Raw genomic sequence first — 19,441 nt, forward strand, 5'->3', positions numbered from 1 at the left:
GCCGGCAGAGGGTCAGGGGAGAAGGCGGCTGGTGAATCCGTCGTCGATGAGCCGCTGGTAGGCATCGTGGACACTCCCGGGTACGTCCTGGGCGACGGCGAAGCCGAGCTTCGGGTACTCGATGACCCGCTGGAGGTCACCCACCAGGCTGTCGATCACGAGCCGGTCGTCGCCGATCGATTTCGCGTAGTCGTGCAGGTCCATCGCGCTGGAGGTGCACACCACGTCCACCTCCGGCCACACCTGGCGGCAGGTGGCGTACGCCCGCCGCTCCATGTAGGGCATCGAGACGAGCAGCACCGAGGACAACCGGACGCCGGCCTCGGCCAGGACCTTGCGGCTGAACTCGATGTTCTGCCCGGTGTTGCGGGCGTTCGGCTCCCGCAGGATCGCGGACTCCGGAACGCCGAGGGCCACCGCGTGCTCGGCGAAGTGCACGGCCTCACCGCGCGGGAACGCATCCGGCCGGCTCGGGTTCGGCCCGCCGGTGAAGACGATCCGCTGCACCAGGCCGCGCAGGTACAGCCGGGCCGTCTCGGCGGCCACCCCGAGGTCGTGGGATCCCAGCCCGATCGCCACGTCGCACGGCCGAAGCTCGTGGCCCATCTGCTGGTAGTCCCACAGCAGCGCGGTGTCCGCCCACTGCTGGTCGGTGATCTCGCGCCGGGAAGTGCTCGTCACGTGCTTCTCCTGGTTACCTGAACGGGACTGCCGCACCTCCGCGGTCGAGGCGTCCTCGGATGCGTTCGATGGCGCGCAGCTGGTGGCTCATACCGTACGTGGCCGCCTGGGTGGCGGCCTCGTGCAGCAGGGCCAGCCCTTCGCCGACGCTCGCCGGGTCGGACAGCAGGATGTGGCCGCGCGCCGTGCCCAGCCGCACCTGCTGCATGGGGGATGACCCGCCGCCGGCCGACTGCGCGACCTCGATCATCCGGGCAGCCTCTCCGAGATCACCCGTGCCGCGGTGCAACAGCGCCAGCTTCTGGTGCGCGGTGCCCCAGTCCTCCGGCTCGGTCAAGGCGTCGAACCCCCGGATCGCCGCACGCATCAGCGGTACGGCCTCCTCGTGCAGCCCCTGCTTGTCCAACGACGTGCCGACCCACAGCCCGGCCCGATGCCGATCGCGCAGACTCAGACGGACGTCGCCGGCCAACTGCCCGTACGCCTCGGCCGCACCCGCCAGGTCACCGGACATCTCCCGGACCACCGCCAGCGACAGGTCCAACTGCGCCACCCGGCGCGGAACACCGAGCTGATCGAAGACCGACCGGGCCGCCGCGTACGACCGCGACGCCGAGAGCGGGCCGAGCAGCACCCCGCGGTCCCTCAGCAGATCGCCCGCGAGCGTCGTCGTCCGCGCGAACAGGTACAGGCCCCGGTCGTCCAACTCGCGTGCCGGCCAGCGTGTTCGCCACCGCTCCAGCAGGTTCTCCGCGAACGCGAAGTTCTGCCCGGACGCGGCGAGCACAGCCCGCTCGATGTCCTCGACCCACGTCTCGTACTCCCACAACCGGGGCCCGCCCCTGGCCCGAGCCGCCACCGGCCGACCGCTCCCCGACAAGACCGCCTCGAAACGCAGCGCGGCGGCCGAATCGAGGCGGCCCAGAGCCGTGTCCAGAATCGCCTGGGTATCCGGCCGGGGCGTCGTGCTCGCCCCTAGCCGCTCCCAGTTCGACACCGTGCGCACCGCGACACCCAAATCCGCGGCGAAGTCCCGGACGCTGCGCCGGCTGGCCAGCCGTAGGGCTCTGGCCTCGACCCCGCTCCACTCGCTCACGGTCACGTGCATCACCTCCCGGATCGGCGACCATCGAAGCACTCAGCGACGGGCCTGTGCGGCGGAACTGCCACGCAACTGCCACAACCGTTCATTCCCCACGGCGGCTGTGCCCGGCACGCTGGAGGAACTGAAGCCCAGAGGTAGAGGAGAGCGGCCGATGCTGACTGAACAACTGCCTGTACCGCTTCCCTTGGTTGTCGGACTTCTCAACGCGTCCGTGGCCACTTCCCTTCGCCGGAGGCAGGCCTTGTCCGAGGTCCTTCAGAGCTTCTGCGCGGAGCGGGAGTTGGCGCTCTCCACGGTGATCACCGACGACGGAAGCGATCCCGAGGCGGTCGTCACGTCCATCACCGGGAAGGGGCTGTACGCCGTGGTCCTGCCGACGGACGCACACCTTGGAGCCAGGGGGTGCGCGGACCGGCGTCGGCAACGCCTTCAGTCGGTCGGGATACGGCTGATGGTGGTGCGCGGACGGCAGCCGACCCGGCCCCGCCCGGCGCCGGACCTCGGGGCGGTCGCGTAGCGGCTCAGAGAATGGTCCACCCGGAGTCGACCTGGCCAAGCCGCAGTCCTTCGACGCGGCGCCGGACCTCTTCAAGAGTCGAGCTGCCCGTCGTGGCGCGCTTCGCATTCGTGGTGATCATCCGCAACTCGCGAAGGTCGCGCAGGACGGTATAGCCGCTCCAGGTGGTCACGTCGAAGCCGTACAGGTCGGCGAACCGCTGGTAGTGGCTGCGGCCGTAGCCGAACCGGCGGCAGTGGATCTCCACCGTGACGAGATCCAGTTCAGGAGGGCCGAAACAGGCCGTGTCCCAATCGCACAGCACCGCCGCTTCGCCCTGGTGAAGAGCGTTTCGGTGCTGAGGGTCGCCCTGGAGAAGTCCGGGACGCAGTACGAAGTGAACGTCGGCCAGCGCCGATTCGAGGTCGGACAACCGCTGCCGCAGAAACGCCGTGTCCGCAGGTGGCAGAGCCGTGATCGAAGCGATCGACCGACGGATCGCCCCGGCCGTGTCGAGCGGCCGGACCTCGAAGGGAGGAGGTGGGAGTTGATGCAGGGTGCGAAGGGGGACAGCGAGATGCGCGGCCGGCACGGGGTGGTCGGGTTGGGGGAGGTAGTGCCAGAAGGTGACGGCGTGCTCGCCGACGAGGACGGGCTGCTCCACCGGCAGCAGTTCGACGGTCGGGAACTCGCGCCGGCTGAGCCACCGGACCAGCCGCACGGTGCGCTCGACGTCGCCCACGGGGGTACCCGCACGGGCGATCTTGGCCACCGCTCCGGCGGCCCGGAGCAGGAGCACCGCGTTGGTGTGGCCGCGCAGCGTCTCGGCACCTGCAGGGTCTACTCCGATACGACGGCAGGCTTCCGCAAGGACGGCGTGCACCTCGGACTCGGCGAATCCGCCGATGACAACCGGAACAGTCATGCCCATAAGGCTGACGGGCGAGGGCTGTTCCTGTCACCTCGTGCCGGTCGGGAGGGCAAGAACCTCGCCGAGATCGCGCACGGCGCGGGTGGTATGCACCCGGGCGGGCAGTATGTTGATCACTTCCTGGGCGCGGACACCCAGGATCTCGGTCCGATGTGCTTCAGGGACCGCCAGCACGGTGTGACAGGCCAGTTCGCACGCCTCGGTCACGTCGTGCTCCTGGGCCAGACACATGGCGTGTTCAAGGGCCAGCAGTGCTGGGTCGATGCCGCTGTGGTCCGGGTACAGCAACAGGGCTTCGTCCTGGGCTTGGCGGGCTTCCTGCACGTCACCGAGTGCGGTGTGCGCGCCGGACAGGTAGAGGAGCAGCCGGCGCCGCGGGAACGCCCAGGCATCGTCAGGGGGCGAGGGAGGGCACCGGTCGAACAGGTCGTGGGCCTGCGCGATGGCCGTCCGGGCGCCCTCGATGTCGCCCTGCCGGGCTCGTGCGCGGGCTTCGGCGGCAGCGGCGAATGCTCCGGTGGAAGTTGCCCGGCCGCGGTTGAGCAGACGGGCTTCGCGGGTCAGGCTCACAGCGCGCTCCAGCGGGCCGTAGTAGTACGGCAGCATTGCGGCCTGCACCCGCACGCGGGCCCGAAGCTCCCCGCTTCCGCTGTCGTCGGCCGCCGAGCGCGCCGTTCCGTACCACAGCCGGGCCTGGTCCAACCGGCCCAACTTCATCAAGGCGTCCGCGACCAGGGTCGCCAGTACGGCGATCATCTCGGACAGACGGCTCTGCACCGCGGCCGGCTGCCGGTCAGCGGCAAGAAGCCGGACTTCCTCGAGGAGCTGCACGAGCCGGGCCACCATCTGGCTCGGGGGCGAGGCTACGTATGCCCGACGCAGGTCCATGATCTGCTCGTCCAGGACCTCCAGCTGGGTACCGCTGGCGGTCGTGCTGGCGAGCGTTCCCTCGACCTTACGGCGGTAGGAGTCGACCAGGTCGCGGAAGGGGTCGCTGGGTGCGCTCCAGGTGGCCGGGCGCGGTACCAGGAGGCTGCCGGGCCCTGGAGTCGGTACGGCTGCGTCGGCTCCGGTGTGCGGTGTCGGTCGGTAGTCCCCTGCCAGGCCGAGTCCTTGAGCGTTGGACTCATACAGGCGGCAGAGCAGATCGATCGTTCCGCCTCTTGGAGTTCGGCCCGTCTCCCAAGCTCTCAACTGGTCCGGGTCCACGTGAGGCCGAGCCAACCCCCGCGTTTCGCACAGTTGGATCAGCTCATCCACCGCCTGGCGCAGCGTCCACCCCCGGCCAAGGCGATGGGCGCGAAGCCAGCTCGCCTCGCAGCAGTCGACGATCTCCGCCACTGTGGCCTCGATCGTCCAACCGCTCTCCTGGGCGCGCGTTCTGATCCGCGCTGCGCAGGACGGCTTGTGCACCACTGTCCACCTCCCCAGCCGCTGACGGAATCCTAGTCAGCAGTTACTGACTGGGAGCGGAAAACCGCAACTAGTTACTGCCCTGCGGTCGCAGAAGCCACCAACCCGTGAGCTCGGCGGAGCACCAGTAACAAGTTCTGTTTGCCGCGTACGCGCCGTCCCGCGAATCTCTGTGGACACGCGACGGACGCGATGCCGTCTCCCATCGACGGCCCGGGAAGCCCTGCCGACACGCACACCCCCGGAGGACCTGCCATGATCTGCGTTGCCAAGTTCAGAGCCACGGTTACCCTCTCCGCAGTTCCCGTCTTTCGGGACCTGCTGGTCCGCAGCATCGCCAACCTTGACGGCTTCACCCTGGATGACGACAGGGCCTATGCGCTCAGGTTGTGCATCTCGGAGCTACTGGCCAACGGCGTCGAGCACGTGGGCCTCGGAGACAAGGCCGAACTGCTGGTCGAAGGCGACCTGGACAAGCCGCGCAGGAGGCTGCGGGTCACCGTCACCGACGGCGGCCTGACCCTCCCCGAGATGGACGGACAGGTTGAGGATCTGGACGCGACCAGCGGTCGTGGCCTCGCGGTCCTCGGCGGCTACGCCGACGACGTCGGCTGGGGCCAGCGCGCCAACGACACCGGCAGACCCATCGGCTTCTCGGTTTGGTTCGAACTCGACGTCCACCTGCCGTCGACGACCGGCCGCGAGGCCGCGCAGGCGGAGGCGGTGGTGGAGGTTCCCTCAGGCCCGCCGGCCCGGGCGACGCCAGCACCGGGGCACGTACGGCCGACAAGCCAGCAGCAGGTGACCAGGGCGCGCGGCACCCGCCGGACCGGCAGGGGCCACCTGGCCGCTTGACCAGCCGGCCACTTCCGCCACCTCGATGGTGACGGCCTCCAGGGCCGAGTGCGCAGACCGAGTACCGCAGTTGTTCCGTCAAGGTAGAAGGGCGAGCAGTCATGGCAGGCCGTGGCCGACCTGGAGGGATGTCCGAGGCCGCAGTGCGTGGGGGCTGGTGGCTCGCGCAGGCCAGCGGTGACACCGCCCGCGCTCGACTGCTGTGGAGCCAGGGGCTGCTGGCCGAGATCCCGATCGGGATCCACTTCGACGTCGTCCGGCTGCTGTCGCTCCCGCTGGGGCAGGCCGCGGTGGAAGACCTCCGGGCCGCCGGGCGCAGGCCCGGGCCGGTTCTGCTGGACCACGTCCGCCGGTACAGCTTCTGGCTGGTGGCGATCGAGCGCGGGGAGTGGGGCGTCCCGGAGGCTGAGCTGCTGAGCTGCCGTGCGGGCAGGCTCCCGCAGGCGATACCCGTGCCGGGAACCGGTGTGGGCCGGGTCGGCGGCCGGGAGTGGCTGGTCGAGCCGGACGGTACCGGGCTGCTCACCCGTCCCGGAGACCTCGCCGTCGCGATCCGCAGAGCCCGGGCCGCCTCTCGATCGGCCTCCGGGTTCGTCCCCTGACAACCGCCTTCAGGTCCGCCAGTTCGGCTCGAACTGCCTCAGCAGAGCTGGACGCATCACCGTTCCACCGCTGCCCTACCTCGACGCCGTGGGCTGGGCACGCAGGCCTCCCGAGCCTCGGGCAGGCCAGCCTCCGGCGAGCACCCGACCCCGATCGGGCGCCAGCCGGCCCGCCGGCCGACACCAGGTGTTCCCGAGGTGCCATCCGGTACCGGCCGCCATCGTGTATCTCAGGAATTGACCGCCGCAGCACACGCAACGCGGCCCCTACAAAGAGGAGTTGCCACCATGTCCACCTTGCCGAAGACCGACGAGCCCGTCGAGGAGCTGCGCTCGGCCATGGTCGAAGCCCTGCGTGCCGACGGGACGATCCGCACGGACCGCGTGGCCGCCGCGCTGCTGGCCGTGCCGCGGCACATCTTCGCCCCCGAGGTGCCGCTGACCGAGGCCTACGAGCCGGTGAGCGCCCTGGTGACCAAGCGAGACGAGCACAGCATCGCGGTGAGTTCGGTCTCGGCGGCGCAGATCCAGGCCCTGATGCTGGAGCAGGCCGACGTCCGCCCGGGGATGCGGGTGGCGGAGATCGGATCCGGCGGATTCAACGCGGCCCTGCTCGCCGAACTCGTCGGACTGGCAGGGGAGGTGACGACGGTCGACATCGACCCGTTCGTCACGGACCGCGCATCCCGTTTCCTCGACGAGGCCGGCTACAGCCGGGTGAAGGTGGTGCTCGCCGACGGCTCCGAGCCCGTGGCCGGGGCGCCGTTCGACCGGATCCTCGTCACCGTCGGCGCGTGGGACCTGCCGCCCGCCTGGACCGTCGGCCTCGCCGAGGGCGGGACGATCACCGTGCCGCTGCGGATGCACGGCCTGACCCGCTCGATCAGCTTCCGCCGCGACGGCGCGCGCCTGGTCAGCGTGAGCGCCGAGGTGTGCGGCTTCGTCAAGATGCAGGGAACCGGCGCGCACGACGAACACCTGGTCCTGCCGCGCGGCACCAAGGAGGTCGGGCTGCGCTTCGACGAGCTCGACCGGCCGGACACCAGCCGGCTCGCGGGCGTGCTGGAGACACCGCGCGTCGAGCGGTGGACGCAGGTGACAGTCGGCAACCAGGAGCCGTTCGACTCGCTGTACCTGTGGCTGGCCGGTGCGCTGCCCGGATTCGGCTTGATCTCCGTCGACCGCACGCTCGACACCGGGACCGTCGCCCCGGCGAACAGGATGGCCTGCCCGCTCGTGGTGGACGGCGACAGCCTCGCCTACCTCGCGCTGCGCAAGATCGGCGACGACCCGGCGGTGTTCGAGTTCGGCGCCCACGGCTTCGGCCCCGACGGCGACCGCCTCGCCGACCTGATCGCCGAACAGGTCGGCGTCTGGGCCCGCTACCACCGCACCGGCGCCGGCCCCGTGTTCACCGCCTACCCGGCCGGCATCCCCGACGACCAGCTCCCGGACGGGCCGGTCATCGACAAGCGGCACGTCCGACTCACGATCACCTGGCCGTGACCCGCGACCAGGCAGCCAAGCACCACCGACGAAACAGGAGGAACCATCGTGATCGGCACCCTTGAGGCCCCGCCCGCGCCCGTGTCCATGTCCGGCAGCGACTTCGACCTGGACGTGCGGATCGTGGAGGGCGCCGACCCCGTCGCCGCCCTGCTGCGCTCCACCGACGACAACTGCGGCAGCACCTGCGACGGCTCGGCCTGCGCCAGCGGCGGCTGCGGCGATGTAGGGGATCTGGAGGAGGGTGCGCGGGCCGAGGGGGTCTCCTTGGGCAGTGTGCCTTCTGGCGGCGGAGACATTGGCGGGGAACATGGCGAGCAACGGCTCCACCGGAGTGCTCCTTCCTTCGGGGTGCTTCCCGGACACGCGGGCCCGCCCGCCACCGCGAGCGCGCCCGACGTGCCGGCGGGGCCGTCGCGGGCTTGCGCTACGTCAGCAGGAAGTCGTGGACCGCCTGCCGTCCGTTTCATTGCCGGGACGCCGGGCTGGCCGGGGCCGCCGGTGAGGAACAGCAGGTCGCCCCTGGGCGCCGCGGTGTTGCCGGTGACGGCGACCCGGAGGTCGAGGGTGCCGGGGGTGGCGCCGCTGTGGTCGAGAGGGACGGTGAGGGTCCCGCAGAGGAACTCGGGCGCGTCCGGGCAGGGCGCCTGCCCGGTGATCCCACCGCCGGCCCCGGCTGCTTCGGCCGCTGCGGTCGGGGCGGCGAGGGTGGTGGCGGCGACCACCGCAGCGGCGCCCGCCAGAGCGACGGCGCGGCCGCGTGTGCGTGTGCGTGTCATGTTCGTCCTCCCGGTTGCGCCGCGCCCCTGCCGGCGCGGCCACGCGAGCAGCGTCACCCCCGGACACGTCGGTGACGCGCGTCCAGGACGGGACTCACCCGGGAACCACCCGACAGAATGCGGACGGTCCCGTGGGCCGGACCGCCCTGCCCGTGACGTCTGTCGTGGCCCGATGCCCTTGACTGAGTCGAACCCTTGCCCGCGTCGGCGCGTGGAGACACTGTGGTGACGGTGCCCGCGTGTTCGGCTGCCTCCAAGCCCCGGTGGGAGAGCAGTGCTTCAGGGGGCTGACGAGTCGTCGCGGGCCGCCGGTCCGGCCCGGAGTCACCTGCGCGGCCCTAGCGACGCATCCGTCACGGACCGTAGCCTGAGTGTCACGTTCATGGTGCTCGGACCGCATGACGAGGGTGGTACGACAGTGACCGATGCGATCGAAACGCTCCGACCGGTCGCGGATGCGGCGGCCCCGAGCGCGCTGCTCCTGCTGGCACACGGCAGCCTCGCCCCCGAGGCGCAGGAGTCCACCCGGGCGCTCGCGCACGCGGTCGGGTCCTCCCTGGGAAGTCGGGTCGAGGCCGCGTTCCTCCGGCACTCCGGCCCCACGGCCCGTCAAGCGCTCGGCACCCTCGCCGGGGCCGGACACGAGCGGGTGGTCGTGGTGCCCCTGCTGCTGACCTCCGCCTTTCACGCTCGGGTGGACCTTCCCAAGGCGCTGTCCGACCCGCCGGCCCGGGCGCCGATCGTGGCACCGGTGGTGGGCGGTCCCACCGGCGTGCCCGACGGGCGGTTGGTCGGGGCGCTGCGGCGCCGCCTCGCCGAGTTGGACGTCGCGTTCGACGCGGTGGTGCTGGCGGCGGCGGGCAGTGTCGACGTCGCCGCGTGTTCGGCGGTGACCGCCATGGCGTCGGCGTTGGGCACGGCCCTCGGCCTGCCGTGCCGGGCCGCCTTCGCGTCGACCACCGCACCGACCCCCGGTGAGGCGGTGGAAGCACTGCGCCGTGCCGGGGCCCGCCGGATCGCGGTCGCGTCCTACTGCTTCGCCGCCGGACTGCTGTTCCGAGTGACCGTCGAGGCCTCGACCGCGGCCGGCGTGGTCGGCGTCTCCCAGCCGTTGGGCGACGCGCCCGAACTGGTCGAGCTCGTCCTGGATCGCTTCCAGCAGGCAGGTGACACGAGGGCCTGAACGGCGACGTGCGCCGTCCCTCCGGTCGGACCGGCGTGACGGGTGCGGTTCACCGGGCTGCGGGGTGCGAGGGCGCTGGGGCGTCGGTGCGCTGAGGGCCGAGGGAGTGAACGGCTTCGTCCGGGCGGGGAAGCAGGAGGTCGCCGTGATGCTGTTGGAGGAGGCGCTCGTGCTCGGGGCTGAAGTGCATGCGCCAGACGCCGACCGGGAGTTCGTCGCTCTTGGCCTCGGGCAGCGCGGCGAGGGCTGCGGCCGGGGCGGGGTGGCCGACGGCGGCGAGCAGCCGGTGCAGGGCACGCTCTCGACCTTCGGCGGTGCCGCCGTGGGCGGCGCCGACGAGTTCCTCGTGGGTGAGCACGAGGACGGCGGGATGGCGCAGCAGCCACTGGCAGCGGCGGGCCTCGCGCATGCCGGGGAAGCCGGGGTCGGTGAGGGCGAGAGTGATCCTGGCGTCCATGGTGGGCAGGGCGCTGACGATGTCGCGGTAGACGAGGTGGTCGGGCAGGGAGCCGACGCACCCGGCGGGCTGGGAGAGCAGGCGGATCTGCTCGATGATCCGGTCGCGTACGTCGCGGTGGTGGTAGACGATCGGCGGTCGTGCGGCGGCGTGCCAGGCGCGCAGGAAGCCGGCGTCGGCTCGTTCCAGGTCCAGGCTGTTGACGTACCAGCAGCCGCGGCCCGGCAGGAGGCGGGGCAGTTCGCCGTCGGGGATGCGGGACAGGCGGTCTTCGAGGACGGGGTCGACGGACGAGGCGGCGGTGACCGGTTGACCCAGGCGGGTCCACCACACCCGCCACAGGGCGGTCACCGCCAGCTGGAAGGCGGACTCCAACTCGGTCCGGTCCTCGCGCTGCCGCAGCAGCAGCCGTCCGGCCTTCTCCTGGCCGTAGGCGGCCCGGAGTAGGCGGGAGGCCTCGCCGGGGCCGGGCCGGTCACCGCCGTCGTGCTGGATGCCGCTCATCGTGCCGTACGAGGTGTAGCCGAGTGCGGTGATGGTGCGGGCCAGTAGCGGTGTGCCGCTGCCGCGCGGCGAGACGACGATCAGCTGGGGCACGGACATGGGAGGTCTCCCGCAGAAGTGGAGGCGACGCGCAGCGCGTTCGCGGGGGTGAGGAGGAGATCCTCGTAGGTGTGGTGGCGTCGGGTGGTGACGCGCTCGTGCAGCAGGGCGGCGGCGCGCGCGTGTTCGCCGGTGTCGATCAGGGCGCGGGCCAGGGTGTCCTGGACGATCTCGCGTTCCACCCGTACGCCGCCGATCCGTTCCACCTGGTCGCCGAGGCGGGTCAGCAGGTCGACGGCTGCCTGTGGGCGGCCCGCGGTGACGTGGGCGAGGGCCTCGACGACCGGGGCGAGGACGTCGCTGTAGTCGGGGCGCTCGTCCGCGGCCGCCCGTCGGGCCAGGGCCCCGAGGTCGTCGGTGGCGGACTCGACGGCCAGGGCCAGGGCCAGGTTGAACGTGTGGAAGACCTCCGCCATCCCGCCCGGTCCGGCCAGCAGGCCCCGTACGTGGTCGAGGTCGCAGCGGCCGGCGGGCTCCTGCCCGGCCAGCAACAGGCGCCAGTTCGTCGCGGACCGCATCCCCACGTCCGCGCGGCCCAGGACCTCGTCGGCCCGGCGGCGCGCGTCCGCGAAGTCCCCGCAGGCCAGCGACTGAAGGGCGGCGTGCCAGTTCAGGTGCTTGAACTGCACCGCCTGCGGATCAACCGCCAGCCACCGGTCGAGGAACACCGTGGAGGCCGGGCCGGCTCCCAGGTCGTGCTCGGCGTGCGCGCGGGCGTGCGCGGCGAGCCCGGCGCGCGGGTAGCGGGCCAGGGCCCGCCCGGCCAGTTCGAGCGCCTCCTCCGCACGGCCCTGCTCCGCCCGCGCCCACGCCAGCCTGCCCGCCCAGAGCCAACTGTCCGGACCGGCGAGGGCGTACTGCCGTTCGGCCAGTGCGTCGCCGTGCGCGCGGTAGCCGGCGTCCCCGCAGGCGTGGAAGGCGTCCAGCATGAGAGAGGCCACCTCGTCCCCTGGCCACCGCGCGAAATGCGCCACCAGGTGGTCGGCCGTCAGCCGGAACTGCCGGTGGGCATACAGGAAGACCCCGTACACCAGACTCGCCGACCGCGCACCGGCCGCCTGAGCGTCCCGGTACGCGACCACCAACTCCTCCCGCAAGGCCTCATCGCTCAGGCCCTCGGCGGTCGCCAGCACCAGCAACGCCCGCGCCACACCCAGCCGCGGACACTCGGCCACCAGGCCCCGTAGCAACGGCACCCCGCGCCCGCTCAGAGCCGCTAACTCCCTTACGACGGCGTCCTCCAGCGGCACGCCCGCCACCCCGGGTCCGGCCACGACACCACCCGCCTCGCACACCGTCGGGCCCGCCGGATCAGACGCTGGACATGAACACGGCCGTACAGACGATCCCGCTGCTCCCGCAATGGTTGCGGGGCAGGTCCAGTGGCAGGCCGAGCTGGTTGCCGCTCGCCGTCCCGCTGTCGGAGACGGTGCCCCCGGTGGCCTGTGCGCCGCCGTGGTTCACACAGGAGTTGCCGAACACGGCGTTGCCCACGCCGACGATGTTGGCGTGGGCGGCGCCGGCCGGGACCAACGCGGCCCCAACGGCCGTACCCAGCACCGCCATCCGCCTGCCCACCGTGTGCGCACCGCTGCCCACGGCCTGGCGCCCCTCACCCGTCGGCATGCTCATCGCGCTCCCTTCCTCGCACAGCCCCCGTCGAAAGCCGGTGCCCGCGCAGACCAAGCCCCGGGCAACCGCCCGGGGCCACGACCTGGTCAACGACGGAACCGCGCTCCGGACACGCACCATCGAGGCGGCACCACCGGCTCGGGGACCATCGGGCCGCAGAGCAGTCCGGCGTGCTGCCAAAGGCCGTCGGTGAACAGAAGGAGATCCCGGTCCCTGCTACAGGTCGGCCCGGACATCCATGGCGGCGGCGCGTGCGAGGAAGTGGGCACGGCGCCACCCTGACGGGAAACCGGCGCGCCGTCGAGGGGAGGAATGCGGGGCCGCTCTCGTCCGGTCCGGTCTCATGGACGGACGCTGTGGCCGACGCGTGCCGCGCTGTGGCCACGGCCGTCCGTCGCCGAGCCGGGAGCCGCGTTGAGTGCCGCACAGACCGCGCAGACCGCACAGACCGCACAGACCCTTCGTCGCCGTACCAGGCGTTTCGGTGCCGCTGTCCTCTGCGCGGTACTCCCGTTCCTCACGGCGGCGTGTCCGGCGGACGGGGCCGCGGCGGTGTCCGGTGGGAGGGGACTGTCGGCGGTCATCCGGTACACGGAGTACGGGATCCCGCACATCGTGGCCCGTGACTTCGCCGGGCTGGGCTTCGGCAGCGGTTGGGCGCAGGCCCGGGACAGCGTCTGTGACCTGGCCGATGCGTTCCTCACCGTACGGGGCGAGCGTTCGCGCTGGTTCGGGCCGGATCCCGCACCCGATCCGCAGGGCTCGTTCGCCACCAGCAACCTCGCCAGCGACCTCTACTTCCGCGGCGTGCGAGACACGGGCACCGTCGAGCGGCTGCGCGCCACCCCTGCTCCCGCCGGCCCCACCCACGCGGTCACCGAGTCGGTTCGCGGCTGGGCAGCGGGGTACAACGCGTGGATCGCCCGCAACCGGATCACCGATCCCGCCTGTGCCGGCGCGGACTGGGTGCAGCCGGTGACCGACGTCGACGTCTCGGCACTCGACTACTCCCTGGCGGTCCTCCTCGGCGAGGGCCGCGGGATCGACGGCATCACCGCCGCCGAACCACCGGCCCCCGGTACCACGCCGGCCGCCGACGGGCCCGGACCCGCCCGCGTCCTCCCGCCCGCGCGCCCCGCGAGCGGGGAGCCGGCCCACGAGCCACCGGCCGGCCGGTCGGCGCGCCCGGGCTCCAACGCCGTGGCCTTCCACGGCTCGACGACCGACAACGGCCGCGGGCTGCTGCTCGGCAACCCCCACTTCCCCTGGCACGGAGCGCACCGCTTCTGGCAGTCGCAGCAGACCATCCCGGGCGAGCTGAACGTCATGGGCGCCTCCCTGCTCGGCACCGCGACCGTGTCGATCGGGCACAACACCCACATCGCCTGGAGCCACACCGTCGCCACCGGTGTCCCGATGAACCTCTACGAACTGACGCTGGACCCCGCCGACCCCACCGTCTACCTCGTGGACGGCCGGCCCGAGCGGATGATCCGGCGCGACGTCACCGTTCCCGTCAAGGGCAGCGCCCCTGTCACCCGTACGCAGTGGTGGACCCGCTACGGCCCCGTCCTCACCACCCTGGACACCACCGGTCCGCTGCCCTGGACCGGCACCACCGCCTACGCCCTCACCGATCCCAACGCCGCAAACCTCCGCGGCTCCGACACTGCACTCGCGCTCTCCCGGGCCCGCAGCACCGACGAGGTCCTGACCGCACTGAACCGCACCCAGGGCCTCCCGTGGGCCAACACCATCGCGGCCGACGCGGCCGGGCACACACTCTTCACCCAGTCGCAGGTCCTCCCGCGCATCACCGACGACCTCGCACGGCGCTGCTCCACCCCGATGGGAGCGGCCACCTACCCCGCCACCGGACTCGCCGTCCTCGACGGCTCACGCTCGCACTGCGCCCTCGGTACCGACCCGGACGCACTCCAGCCCGGCATCTTCGGCCCCGGTGCCCTGCCCACGCTCAGGGACACCCCCTACGTCGAGAACTCCAACGACAGCGCCTGGCTCACCAACGCCGACCACCCGCTCACCGGGTACGAGCGCGTCTTCGGCAGTGTCGGCACACCGCTCTCACTGCGCACCCGCGGTGCGCTCCACGACGTCTCCGCCCTGGCCGCCCGGGGCCGTCTCGGCATCGCGGACCTCCAGCGCCACCAGTTCGCCGACCGTTCGTTCGCGGGCGACCTCGCCGCCGACGGGCTGCAGAGGGCGTGCGCCACGCCGGTACGGGGTGCGGACGGCGAGGGCGGGGACACGGAGGCCGACATCGCCGAGGCATGCCGCGTACTCGCGCGGTGGGACCGGACCACGAACACCGACAGCCGCGGGGCGCCGCTCTTCGACCGTTTCTGGCGCAGGCTGACCACCGTCACCACACCGGACGACCTCTGGAGGGTGCCCTTCTCTCCCACAGACCCGCTGCACACCCCGCGAGACCTGGGCGCCGCGCCCTCAGCCCTCCGGAGTGCGCTGGGGCAGGCCGTCGCTGAACTGCGTGTCACCGGCCTGCCACCGGAGGCCCGATGGGGCGAGGCCCAGTTCGTCCTCCGCGACGGCACCCGGATCCCGCTCCCGGGCGGCACGTCGGAACTCGGACTCTGGAACGTCATCGACGCGCTGTGGAACCCGGAAGCCGGCGGCTACAGCGACGTCGAGTCCGGCACCAGCTACCTCCAGGCCGTCGGGTGGGACGGCACCGGCTGCCCCGTCGCGAAGACCCTGCTCGCCTACTCCCAGTCCTCCGACCCCACGTCCCCGCACCATGCCGACCAGACGTCACTCTTCTCCGCCGGTCGATGGGTGACCTCGCGCTTCTGCGAGGAGGACATCCTCGCCTCGCCCGCACTGAGGGTGGTGCCGGTCGCCGAACGCGACTGACCTCCCTGAAGAAGTCATGACGGGCAACCGGACCGGTGTCGGGCCACCGGGCGTAGTCGCTGGTCAGGCCGTCGGCGAAGGTGCTGATCCCGGCAGACCCGCCCTGAGGCACCGGTGAGCCACTCGGGGAGCCGCCGCCGTCGAGCGGGGTGAGCACCTGGGCGACGGACATGTGGTGCGGGCCGGTGTGCCGTCAACGGGGCCGTCCGGGTCTTCGGCTTTCACTCTTTCGAACGGCCCGGATGGCGGGTTCACCCACGACGACTGCCCGACAGGCAGGATCGTGCACCGACCACAACAGTTCCACCGGACAAGGAGCATGTCATGGCCTACCTCGCCATCAACAGCGCGGGCGAAGACGAGAACAGCGACGACGAGGGTTCCGCGGCCACGGCGGAGGAGGTGCGGAACCTGGTCCGCGAGATTGCTCAGCGGGACGACGTTCCCCAGGATCTGAGGCAGCGCGCCCAGGCGCTTACGGGGCAGTAGGGGCCGGTACGACCCGCGCCCTCTCCACCGTTGTCGTTGCGGTCCTGGCGCTCCACCGCTCCAGGACTGCGTCCTCTCCCGGGCTGCGCCCTCCCGGCGATCGGGTGCTGCCCGGTGTGTGCCGCCTCCCTGCGGGGGCCATGCCCGCGCGTGGACGCCCTGGCTGTTCCCCCTCCATCCGTCAGCTCCGTGCGTCTTGTCCTGCGGGATTGCTCGGGTCGCTGTCGGACCCTGCTCTTGTGTGACGGAGTGCATATGCGTGCGAATGCCCGCAGGGTAGCGGCAGTTCTCCTGTTGATCGTGCCGTTGATCGGCAGCGCCGGTGGCGCGAGTGCCACAGCCAGGTTGGGCAGGCTTCCGGTCGCGGTGACGGAATCCGTGGCGGCGGTGCCGGGTGAGTACATCGTCAGGGTGGACCCCGCGTTCTCACCGGAAGCGGTCCTCCGCGATCTCGGCGTCCGGCCCCTGTTCACCTACGGCACGGCGCTGCGCGGCTTTGCCGCCCCGCTCACTGCGCTCCAGTTGCGGATGGCGCGCAGTCTGCCCGCAGTGGAGGCGATCGAGGAGAATGCCCGGATGAGCGTCGGTGCGCATCCCCCGCGGCCTCGGGCGGAGCAGGGGGCCAGGACCGGCTCCGAGCGGAAGGGGCAGGTGCGGAGTACCGGGAACGCGGCCGCTTCGAGGGTGACTGTCGAGGCGGCGAGCTGGGGCCTGGACCGGATCGATCAGCGCAACCTTCCGCTCGACGGGCTCTTCACGGTCAACGGGACCGGTGAGGGTGTCACGGCGTACATCGTCGACACCGGCATCGAGACCGGGAACGAGGAGTTCGAGGGGCGGGCCGCCGTGGGGTTCGACGCCGTGGATGACGGCCACGACGGCCAGGACTGCCACTCTCACGGCACCCACGTGGCCGGCACCGTCGGCGGCAGGACCTACGGAGTGGCCCGCTCCGTGTCCCTGGTCGCCGTCCGGGTGCTCGACTGCCAGGGAGAGGGCTCCACCGCGACCTCTCTCGCAGGCCTGGACTGGGTCGCCGCGCACGCCCAGGAGCCGGCGGTGCTGAACGCCTCTCTCGGGGGCCCGGCCTCCGAGGCGCTCGACGCGGCCGTGAACACGGTGGCCGACCGGGGCGTACTGCCCGTCATCTCGGCCGGGAACGACGCCCAGGACGCCTGCGAGGTCTCTCCCGCCCGCGCGGACAAGGCCCTCACCGTCGGCGCGGTCAACAAGCAGGACCGGCAGGCCAGCTTCAGCAACTACGGCCCCTGCCTGTCGCTGTACGCGCCCGGCGTCGGCATCGTCTCCGCCAAACTCGGCGGCGGATCCAGCACGCTCAACGGCACGTCCATGGCCGCGCCCCACGTTGCCGGAGCCGCCGCCCTCGTCAAGCAGCAGGATCCCCGGGCCACATCCCAGGACGTCCGTGCCAGGCTCGTCGCCGACTCCACGAAGGCCACCCTCACCCGCCTCGGCCCCGGCTCACCCAACCGCCTCCTCTACACAGGCGGCCTGTAGCCGGACTGGTCGTCCAGCAGGTCCGTCGCCGACTCGACGGGCCGGACCTCTTCAACCGCCTCAACCGGGGCAGTCACGTCACTCACCAGGTGCCCGTCTCTGTACGCGGTGGTGTACCACTGCTGCTTCCAGTCGTCGCCGTCGCAGCTGCGGGTGACGATGCTTGTGTCGTCGGCGGCGAGACAGCGCCCGGTACCGACGTTGCGAAGCGTGACGATCCTCCGCGCGACCCATGCCCGCACCTCGGCGCGTTGCTGGTCGGTCTCGGTCAGCCCGGGCAGGACGGTGATGCTGTCGAGGACGGTCTCGGTGGCGTTGGTGACGGCGCTGTAGAGGTCGAGGAGGACCTGGTGGCTGCGTTGGCGGTGGCCGGCGCGGATGTGGAGGCGCGCGAGGTTGACGATCGGCTCCAGGCCGCGGATGGCGCTCATCACGGGGAGCGGTACGCGGGCGAGGTCGGAGGCGAGGAAAGCGGCCTGGTTGAAGACGGTGGACGCGAGGCCCGGGTCGGCCTGTCGGGAGGCCGTGTCGGCCGGCTCGCAGAGCCGGCCGACACGGGCGTTCAGGGGCAGGCACGCGGGCCGGTGGCGTGCGACCAGCGGGGAGCGCCGGGCGACGGGACCGGTCGGGTGCACGGGGGCTACTCCCAGGCGACGGTGATCGGGTGGTTGGGGCGGGCCGGCACGAAGCGGCCGGCGGTCGGGTCCGCGGTGGCGGTGGTGTCGGGGAGTTCGATGCCCAGGGTGCGGTTGCGGAAGCCGGCGTTCCGGGCGCGGATCTGCCCGGTGACGAGGTCGGCCAGGGCGGCGCCCGCCGTGCCGTGCCGTGCCCGATCACGCCGGTCTCGTAGGTCTTGCGGCCGTCGGCGGCGGGCGTGCCCGGGCGCAGGGTGAGGTGGGCGAGGGAGCCGGCGGCCATGGTGGCCATGACACCCCAGGCGATCTTCATACCTTCGGCGCGGCGGTCCTGGTCGCGGTCAAGGGTGGCGAGGGCCGCCGTACCGAGCCGGCGGAAGGCCTCAAGGTCGTAGCCGCCGGGCCCCAGGCTACTGTCGAGCACGATCCGGTCGCTGCGCTCGGGGAACAGCGTCGCGTACACCGCGCCGAGGTAGCTGCCGTAGGAGGCGCCGAGGTAGGAGGCCTTCGGCTCGCCCAGCGCCGCCCGGATCCGGTTCATGTCGCGCGCGGTGTTCGCGGTGGTGGTGTAGGGCAGCATCCACGACGTCCGCGACGTGGCGCACTGCTCGGCGACGGTCCGCGCGTACGGCGCCTCCTGGTGCGCCCGGTTCCGGCGGACTCCGCGACCGCCAGCCGGTAGTGGTCGATGAGCCGGTCGCCGACCGCCGCCCAGCTGTGTCCGGCCACCGCGGCCCGGCCGAGCGTGCGGCGTAGTTCCGGGTCCCGGGCGAGCCGTTCCGAGGCGTCCCGGAAGCCGGAGCCCGCGCAGGGCGGGACGAGGAAGCCGGTGCGGCCGGGCCTGACGAGGTCGAGCGGTCCGCCGGCAGCCGGGGCGACCACGGGCAGGCCGCTGGCCATCGCCTCCTGGATGGTCTGGCCGAAGGTTTCGAACGGGCCGGGGTGCACGAAGGCGTCGAACGAGGCGTAGAGCCGGGCGAGTTCGTTTCCGGTACGGCGGCCCAGGAAGAGCGCGTCCGGCATCGCGGTGGTGAGGCGGGCGCGGCAGGGGCCGTCGCCGACCACCACCAGCCGGACGCTCGGGAGCCGGGAGACCTCCGCCAGCCGGTCGACCTGCTTCTCCGGCGCCAGCCGTCCGACGCAGCCGACCAGCACCTCGCCGGGTCGGCCGAGGCGTCGACGCAGCGCCTCGTCCCGGTGGCCGGGGTGGAACCGTTCGCGGTCGACGCCGCGCGGCCACAGGTGGATCCGGGGGATCCCATGGGCCGACAGGGCGGCGAGCGAGGCCCGGGACGGCGCGAGGGTCCGCGCGGCCGCCGTGTGGATGCGCCGCAGCCGGCGCCAGGCCAGCCGGGCCCCGGCCACTGCTACGAGGGGGTTCGTCGACGACGACGGGGGTGTCATCCTCGATCTCAGCACCCTGCGCGGCGTACGGGCCGCGACCGACGAGTTCGGCCCCCCGCCTCTTGCGTCGAGGGCGGCGCCACCAACTTTGATGTCTGCACCGGCCTGGCGATGAGGGGACTGCTGCAGGCGTGTGTGGACGTGACCGGCGGCGTGGGGGAGTTGGTGTGGGTGGAGGACGAGGTCCTGCTCGGCCACGGGGGCAAGGTCCCTTCACCCTGGTCCAGCCTGATTCCGCCCCGCCCGGGTGGGGCAGCGCG

At 72.2% G+C, this 19,441-nt stretch carries 17 protein-coding genes and 2 pseudogenes; 9 read left to right on the forward strand and 10 right to left on the reverse strand.

What is annotated here, in order from left to right; all coding sequences use genetic code 11:
* Positions 1-12: 12 nt before the first annotated feature.
* On the reverse strand, positions 13-681 hold the full coding sequence (locus ACFC0B_RS06190) for a YdcF family protein (RefSeq protein WP_376082952.1): 669 nt from the start codon (positions 679-681) through the stop codon (positions 13-15).
* 13 nt (positions 682-694) lie between these two features.
* The gene (locus ACFC0B_RS06195; protein WP_376082954.1) at positions 695-1,789 is read right to left on the reverse strand and encodes a hypothetical protein; all 1,095 of its coding nucleotides are present in this window, start codon (positions 1,787-1,789) and stop codon (positions 695-697) included.
* A gap of 148 nt (positions 1,790-1,937) precedes the next feature.
* Here ACFC0B_RS06195 and ACFC0B_RS06200 point away from each other — a divergent pair, with 148 nt between their 5' ends.
* On the forward strand, positions 1,938-2,303 hold the full coding sequence (locus ACFC0B_RS06200; RefSeq protein WP_376082957.1) for a hypothetical protein: 366 nt from the start codon (positions 1,938-1,940) through the stop codon (positions 2,301-2,303).
* A 4-nt stretch (positions 2,304-2,307) separates the two neighbouring features.
* On the opposite strand, the gene ACFC0B_RS06205 is transcribed toward ACFC0B_RS06200, so the two are convergent.
* Both ACFC0B_RS06205 and ACFC0B_RS06210 read right to left on the reverse strand, forming a co-directional pair.
* Positions 2,308-3,207 carry a phosphotransferase family protein gene (locus ACFC0B_RS06205; protein WP_376082960.1) on the reverse strand — a complete coding sequence of 300 codons (900 nt, stop codon included), beginning with the start codon at positions 3,205-3,207 and terminating at the stop codon, positions 2,308-2,310.
* A 33-nt stretch (positions 3,208-3,240) separates the two neighbouring features.
* Positions 3,241-4,626, reverse strand: coding sequence for a tol-pal system YbgF family protein (locus tag ACFC0B_RS06210; protein ID WP_376082963.1), 1,386 nt, complete (start codon positions 4,624-4,626; stop codon positions 3,241-3,243).
* 255 nt (positions 4,627-4,881) lie between these two features.
* Between ACFC0B_RS06210 and ACFC0B_RS06215 the strand changes: the two genes are divergently transcribed.
* The 5 genes from ACFC0B_RS06215 (at position 4,882) to ACFC0B_RS06235 (ending at position 9,551) form a co-directional block, all read left to right on the forward strand.
* A complete protein-coding gene (locus ACFC0B_RS06215) occupies positions 4,882-5,481 on the forward strand; it encodes an ATP-binding protein (RefSeq protein WP_376082965.1) in 600 nt (199 codons plus the stop codon).
* Between the two features lie 128 nt (positions 5,482-5,609).
* Positions 5,610-6,083 (forward strand): hypothetical protein, encoded by a 474-nt coding sequence (locus ACFC0B_RS06220; protein WP_376082968.1) that lies wholly within the window; start codon positions 5,610-5,612, stop codon positions 6,081-6,083.
* 288 nt (positions 6,084-6,371) lie between these two features.
* Positions 6,372-7,589, forward strand: a complete 1,218-nt coding sequence (gene fxlM / locus ACFC0B_RS06225; RefSeq protein ID WP_376082970.1) for a methyltransferase, FxLD system — start codon at positions 6,372-6,374, stop codon at positions 7,587-7,589.
* 87 nt (positions 7,590-7,676) lie between these two features.
* Positions 7,677-8,597 (forward strand): FxLD family lanthipeptide, encoded by a 921-nt coding sequence (locus ACFC0B_RS06230; protein WP_376083590.1) that lies wholly within the window; start codon positions 7,677-7,679, stop codon positions 8,595-8,597.
* A gap of 189 nt (positions 8,598-8,786) precedes the next feature.
* Positions 8,787-9,551, forward strand: a complete 765-nt coding sequence (locus tag ACFC0B_RS06235) for a sirohydrochlorin chelatase (protein ID WP_376082973.1) — start codon at positions 8,787-8,789, stop codon at positions 9,549-9,551.
* Between the two features lie 49 nt (positions 9,552-9,600).
* Here ACFC0B_RS06235 and ACFC0B_RS06240 read toward each other — a convergent pair whose 3' ends face one another.
* From ACFC0B_RS06240 to ACFC0B_RS06250, 3 genes are all read right to left on the reverse strand, one after another.
* Complete coding sequence (locus tag ACFC0B_RS06240) at positions 9,601-10,611, reverse strand: hypothetical protein (RefSeq protein WP_376082975.1); 1,011 nt, start codon at positions 10,609-10,611, stop codon at positions 9,601-9,603.
* Complete coding sequence (locus ACFC0B_RS06245) at positions 10,593-11,786, reverse strand: hypothetical protein (protein ID WP_376082977.1); 1,194 nt, start codon at positions 11,784-11,786, stop codon at positions 10,593-10,595. Before ACFC0B_RS06245 ends, ACFC0B_RS06240 begins: the two co-directional genes overlap by 19 nt.
* Before the next feature lie 136 nt (positions 11,787-11,922).
* Positions 11,923-12,243 carry a chaplin family protein gene (locus ACFC0B_RS06250; protein WP_376082981.1) on the reverse strand — a complete coding sequence of 107 codons (321 nt, stop codon included), beginning with the start codon at positions 12,241-12,243 and terminating at the stop codon, positions 11,923-11,925.
* 414 nt (positions 12,244-12,657) lie between these two features.
* Here ACFC0B_RS06250 and ACFC0B_RS06255 point away from each other — a divergent pair, with 414 nt between their 5' ends.
* The 3 genes from ACFC0B_RS06255 to ACFC0B_RS06265 all read left to right on the forward strand — a co-directional run bounded on the left by ACFC0B_RS06255 (position 12,658) and on the right by ACFC0B_RS06265 (position 17,142).
* Positions 12,658-15,135: a penicillin acylase family protein gene (locus tag ACFC0B_RS06255; protein ID WP_376082984.1), complete on the forward strand. Its 2,478-nt coding sequence runs from the start codon at positions 12,658-12,660 to the stop codon at positions 15,133-15,135.
* 324 nt (positions 15,136-15,459) lie between these two features.
* On the forward strand, positions 15,460-15,624 hold the full coding sequence (locus ACFC0B_RS06260) for a hypothetical protein (protein ID WP_376082987.1): 165 nt from the start codon (positions 15,460-15,462) through the stop codon (positions 15,622-15,624).
* A gap of 255 nt (positions 15,625-15,879) precedes the next feature.
* Positions 15,880-17,142, forward strand: a complete 1,263-nt coding sequence (locus tag ACFC0B_RS06265) for a S8 family peptidase (protein WP_376083592.1) — start codon at positions 15,880-15,882, stop codon at positions 17,140-17,142.
* On the opposite strand, the gene ACFC0B_RS06270 is transcribed toward ACFC0B_RS06265, so the two are convergent.
* The 3 genes and pseudogenes from ACFC0B_RS06270 to ACFC0B_RS06280 form a co-directional block, all read right to left on the reverse strand.
* Positions 17,124-17,777: a hypothetical protein gene (locus ACFC0B_RS06270; RefSeq protein WP_376082990.1), complete on the reverse strand. Its 654-nt coding sequence runs from the start codon at positions 17,775-17,777 to the stop codon at positions 17,124-17,126. The genes ACFC0B_RS06265 and ACFC0B_RS06270 overlap by 19 nt on opposite strands.
* A gap of 373 nt (positions 17,778-18,150) precedes the next feature.
* Positions 18,151-18,417: pseudogene (locus tag ACFC0B_RS06275) on the reverse strand (alpha/beta fold hydrolase); the annotation flags it as partial.
* Positions 18,418-18,455: 38 nt separating this feature from the next.
* Positions 18,456-19,139, reverse strand: a pseudogene (locus ACFC0B_RS06280) (glycosyltransferase); the annotation flags it as partial.
* Positions 19,140-19,441: the final 302 nt, after the last annotated feature.

Origin of the sequence: Kitasatospora sp. NPDC056184, assembly GCF_042268405.1 — a bacterium.
In the GTDB taxonomy this organism is placed as follows: domain Bacteria; phylum Actinomycetota; class Actinomycetes; order Streptomycetales; family Streptomycetaceae; genus Kitasatospora.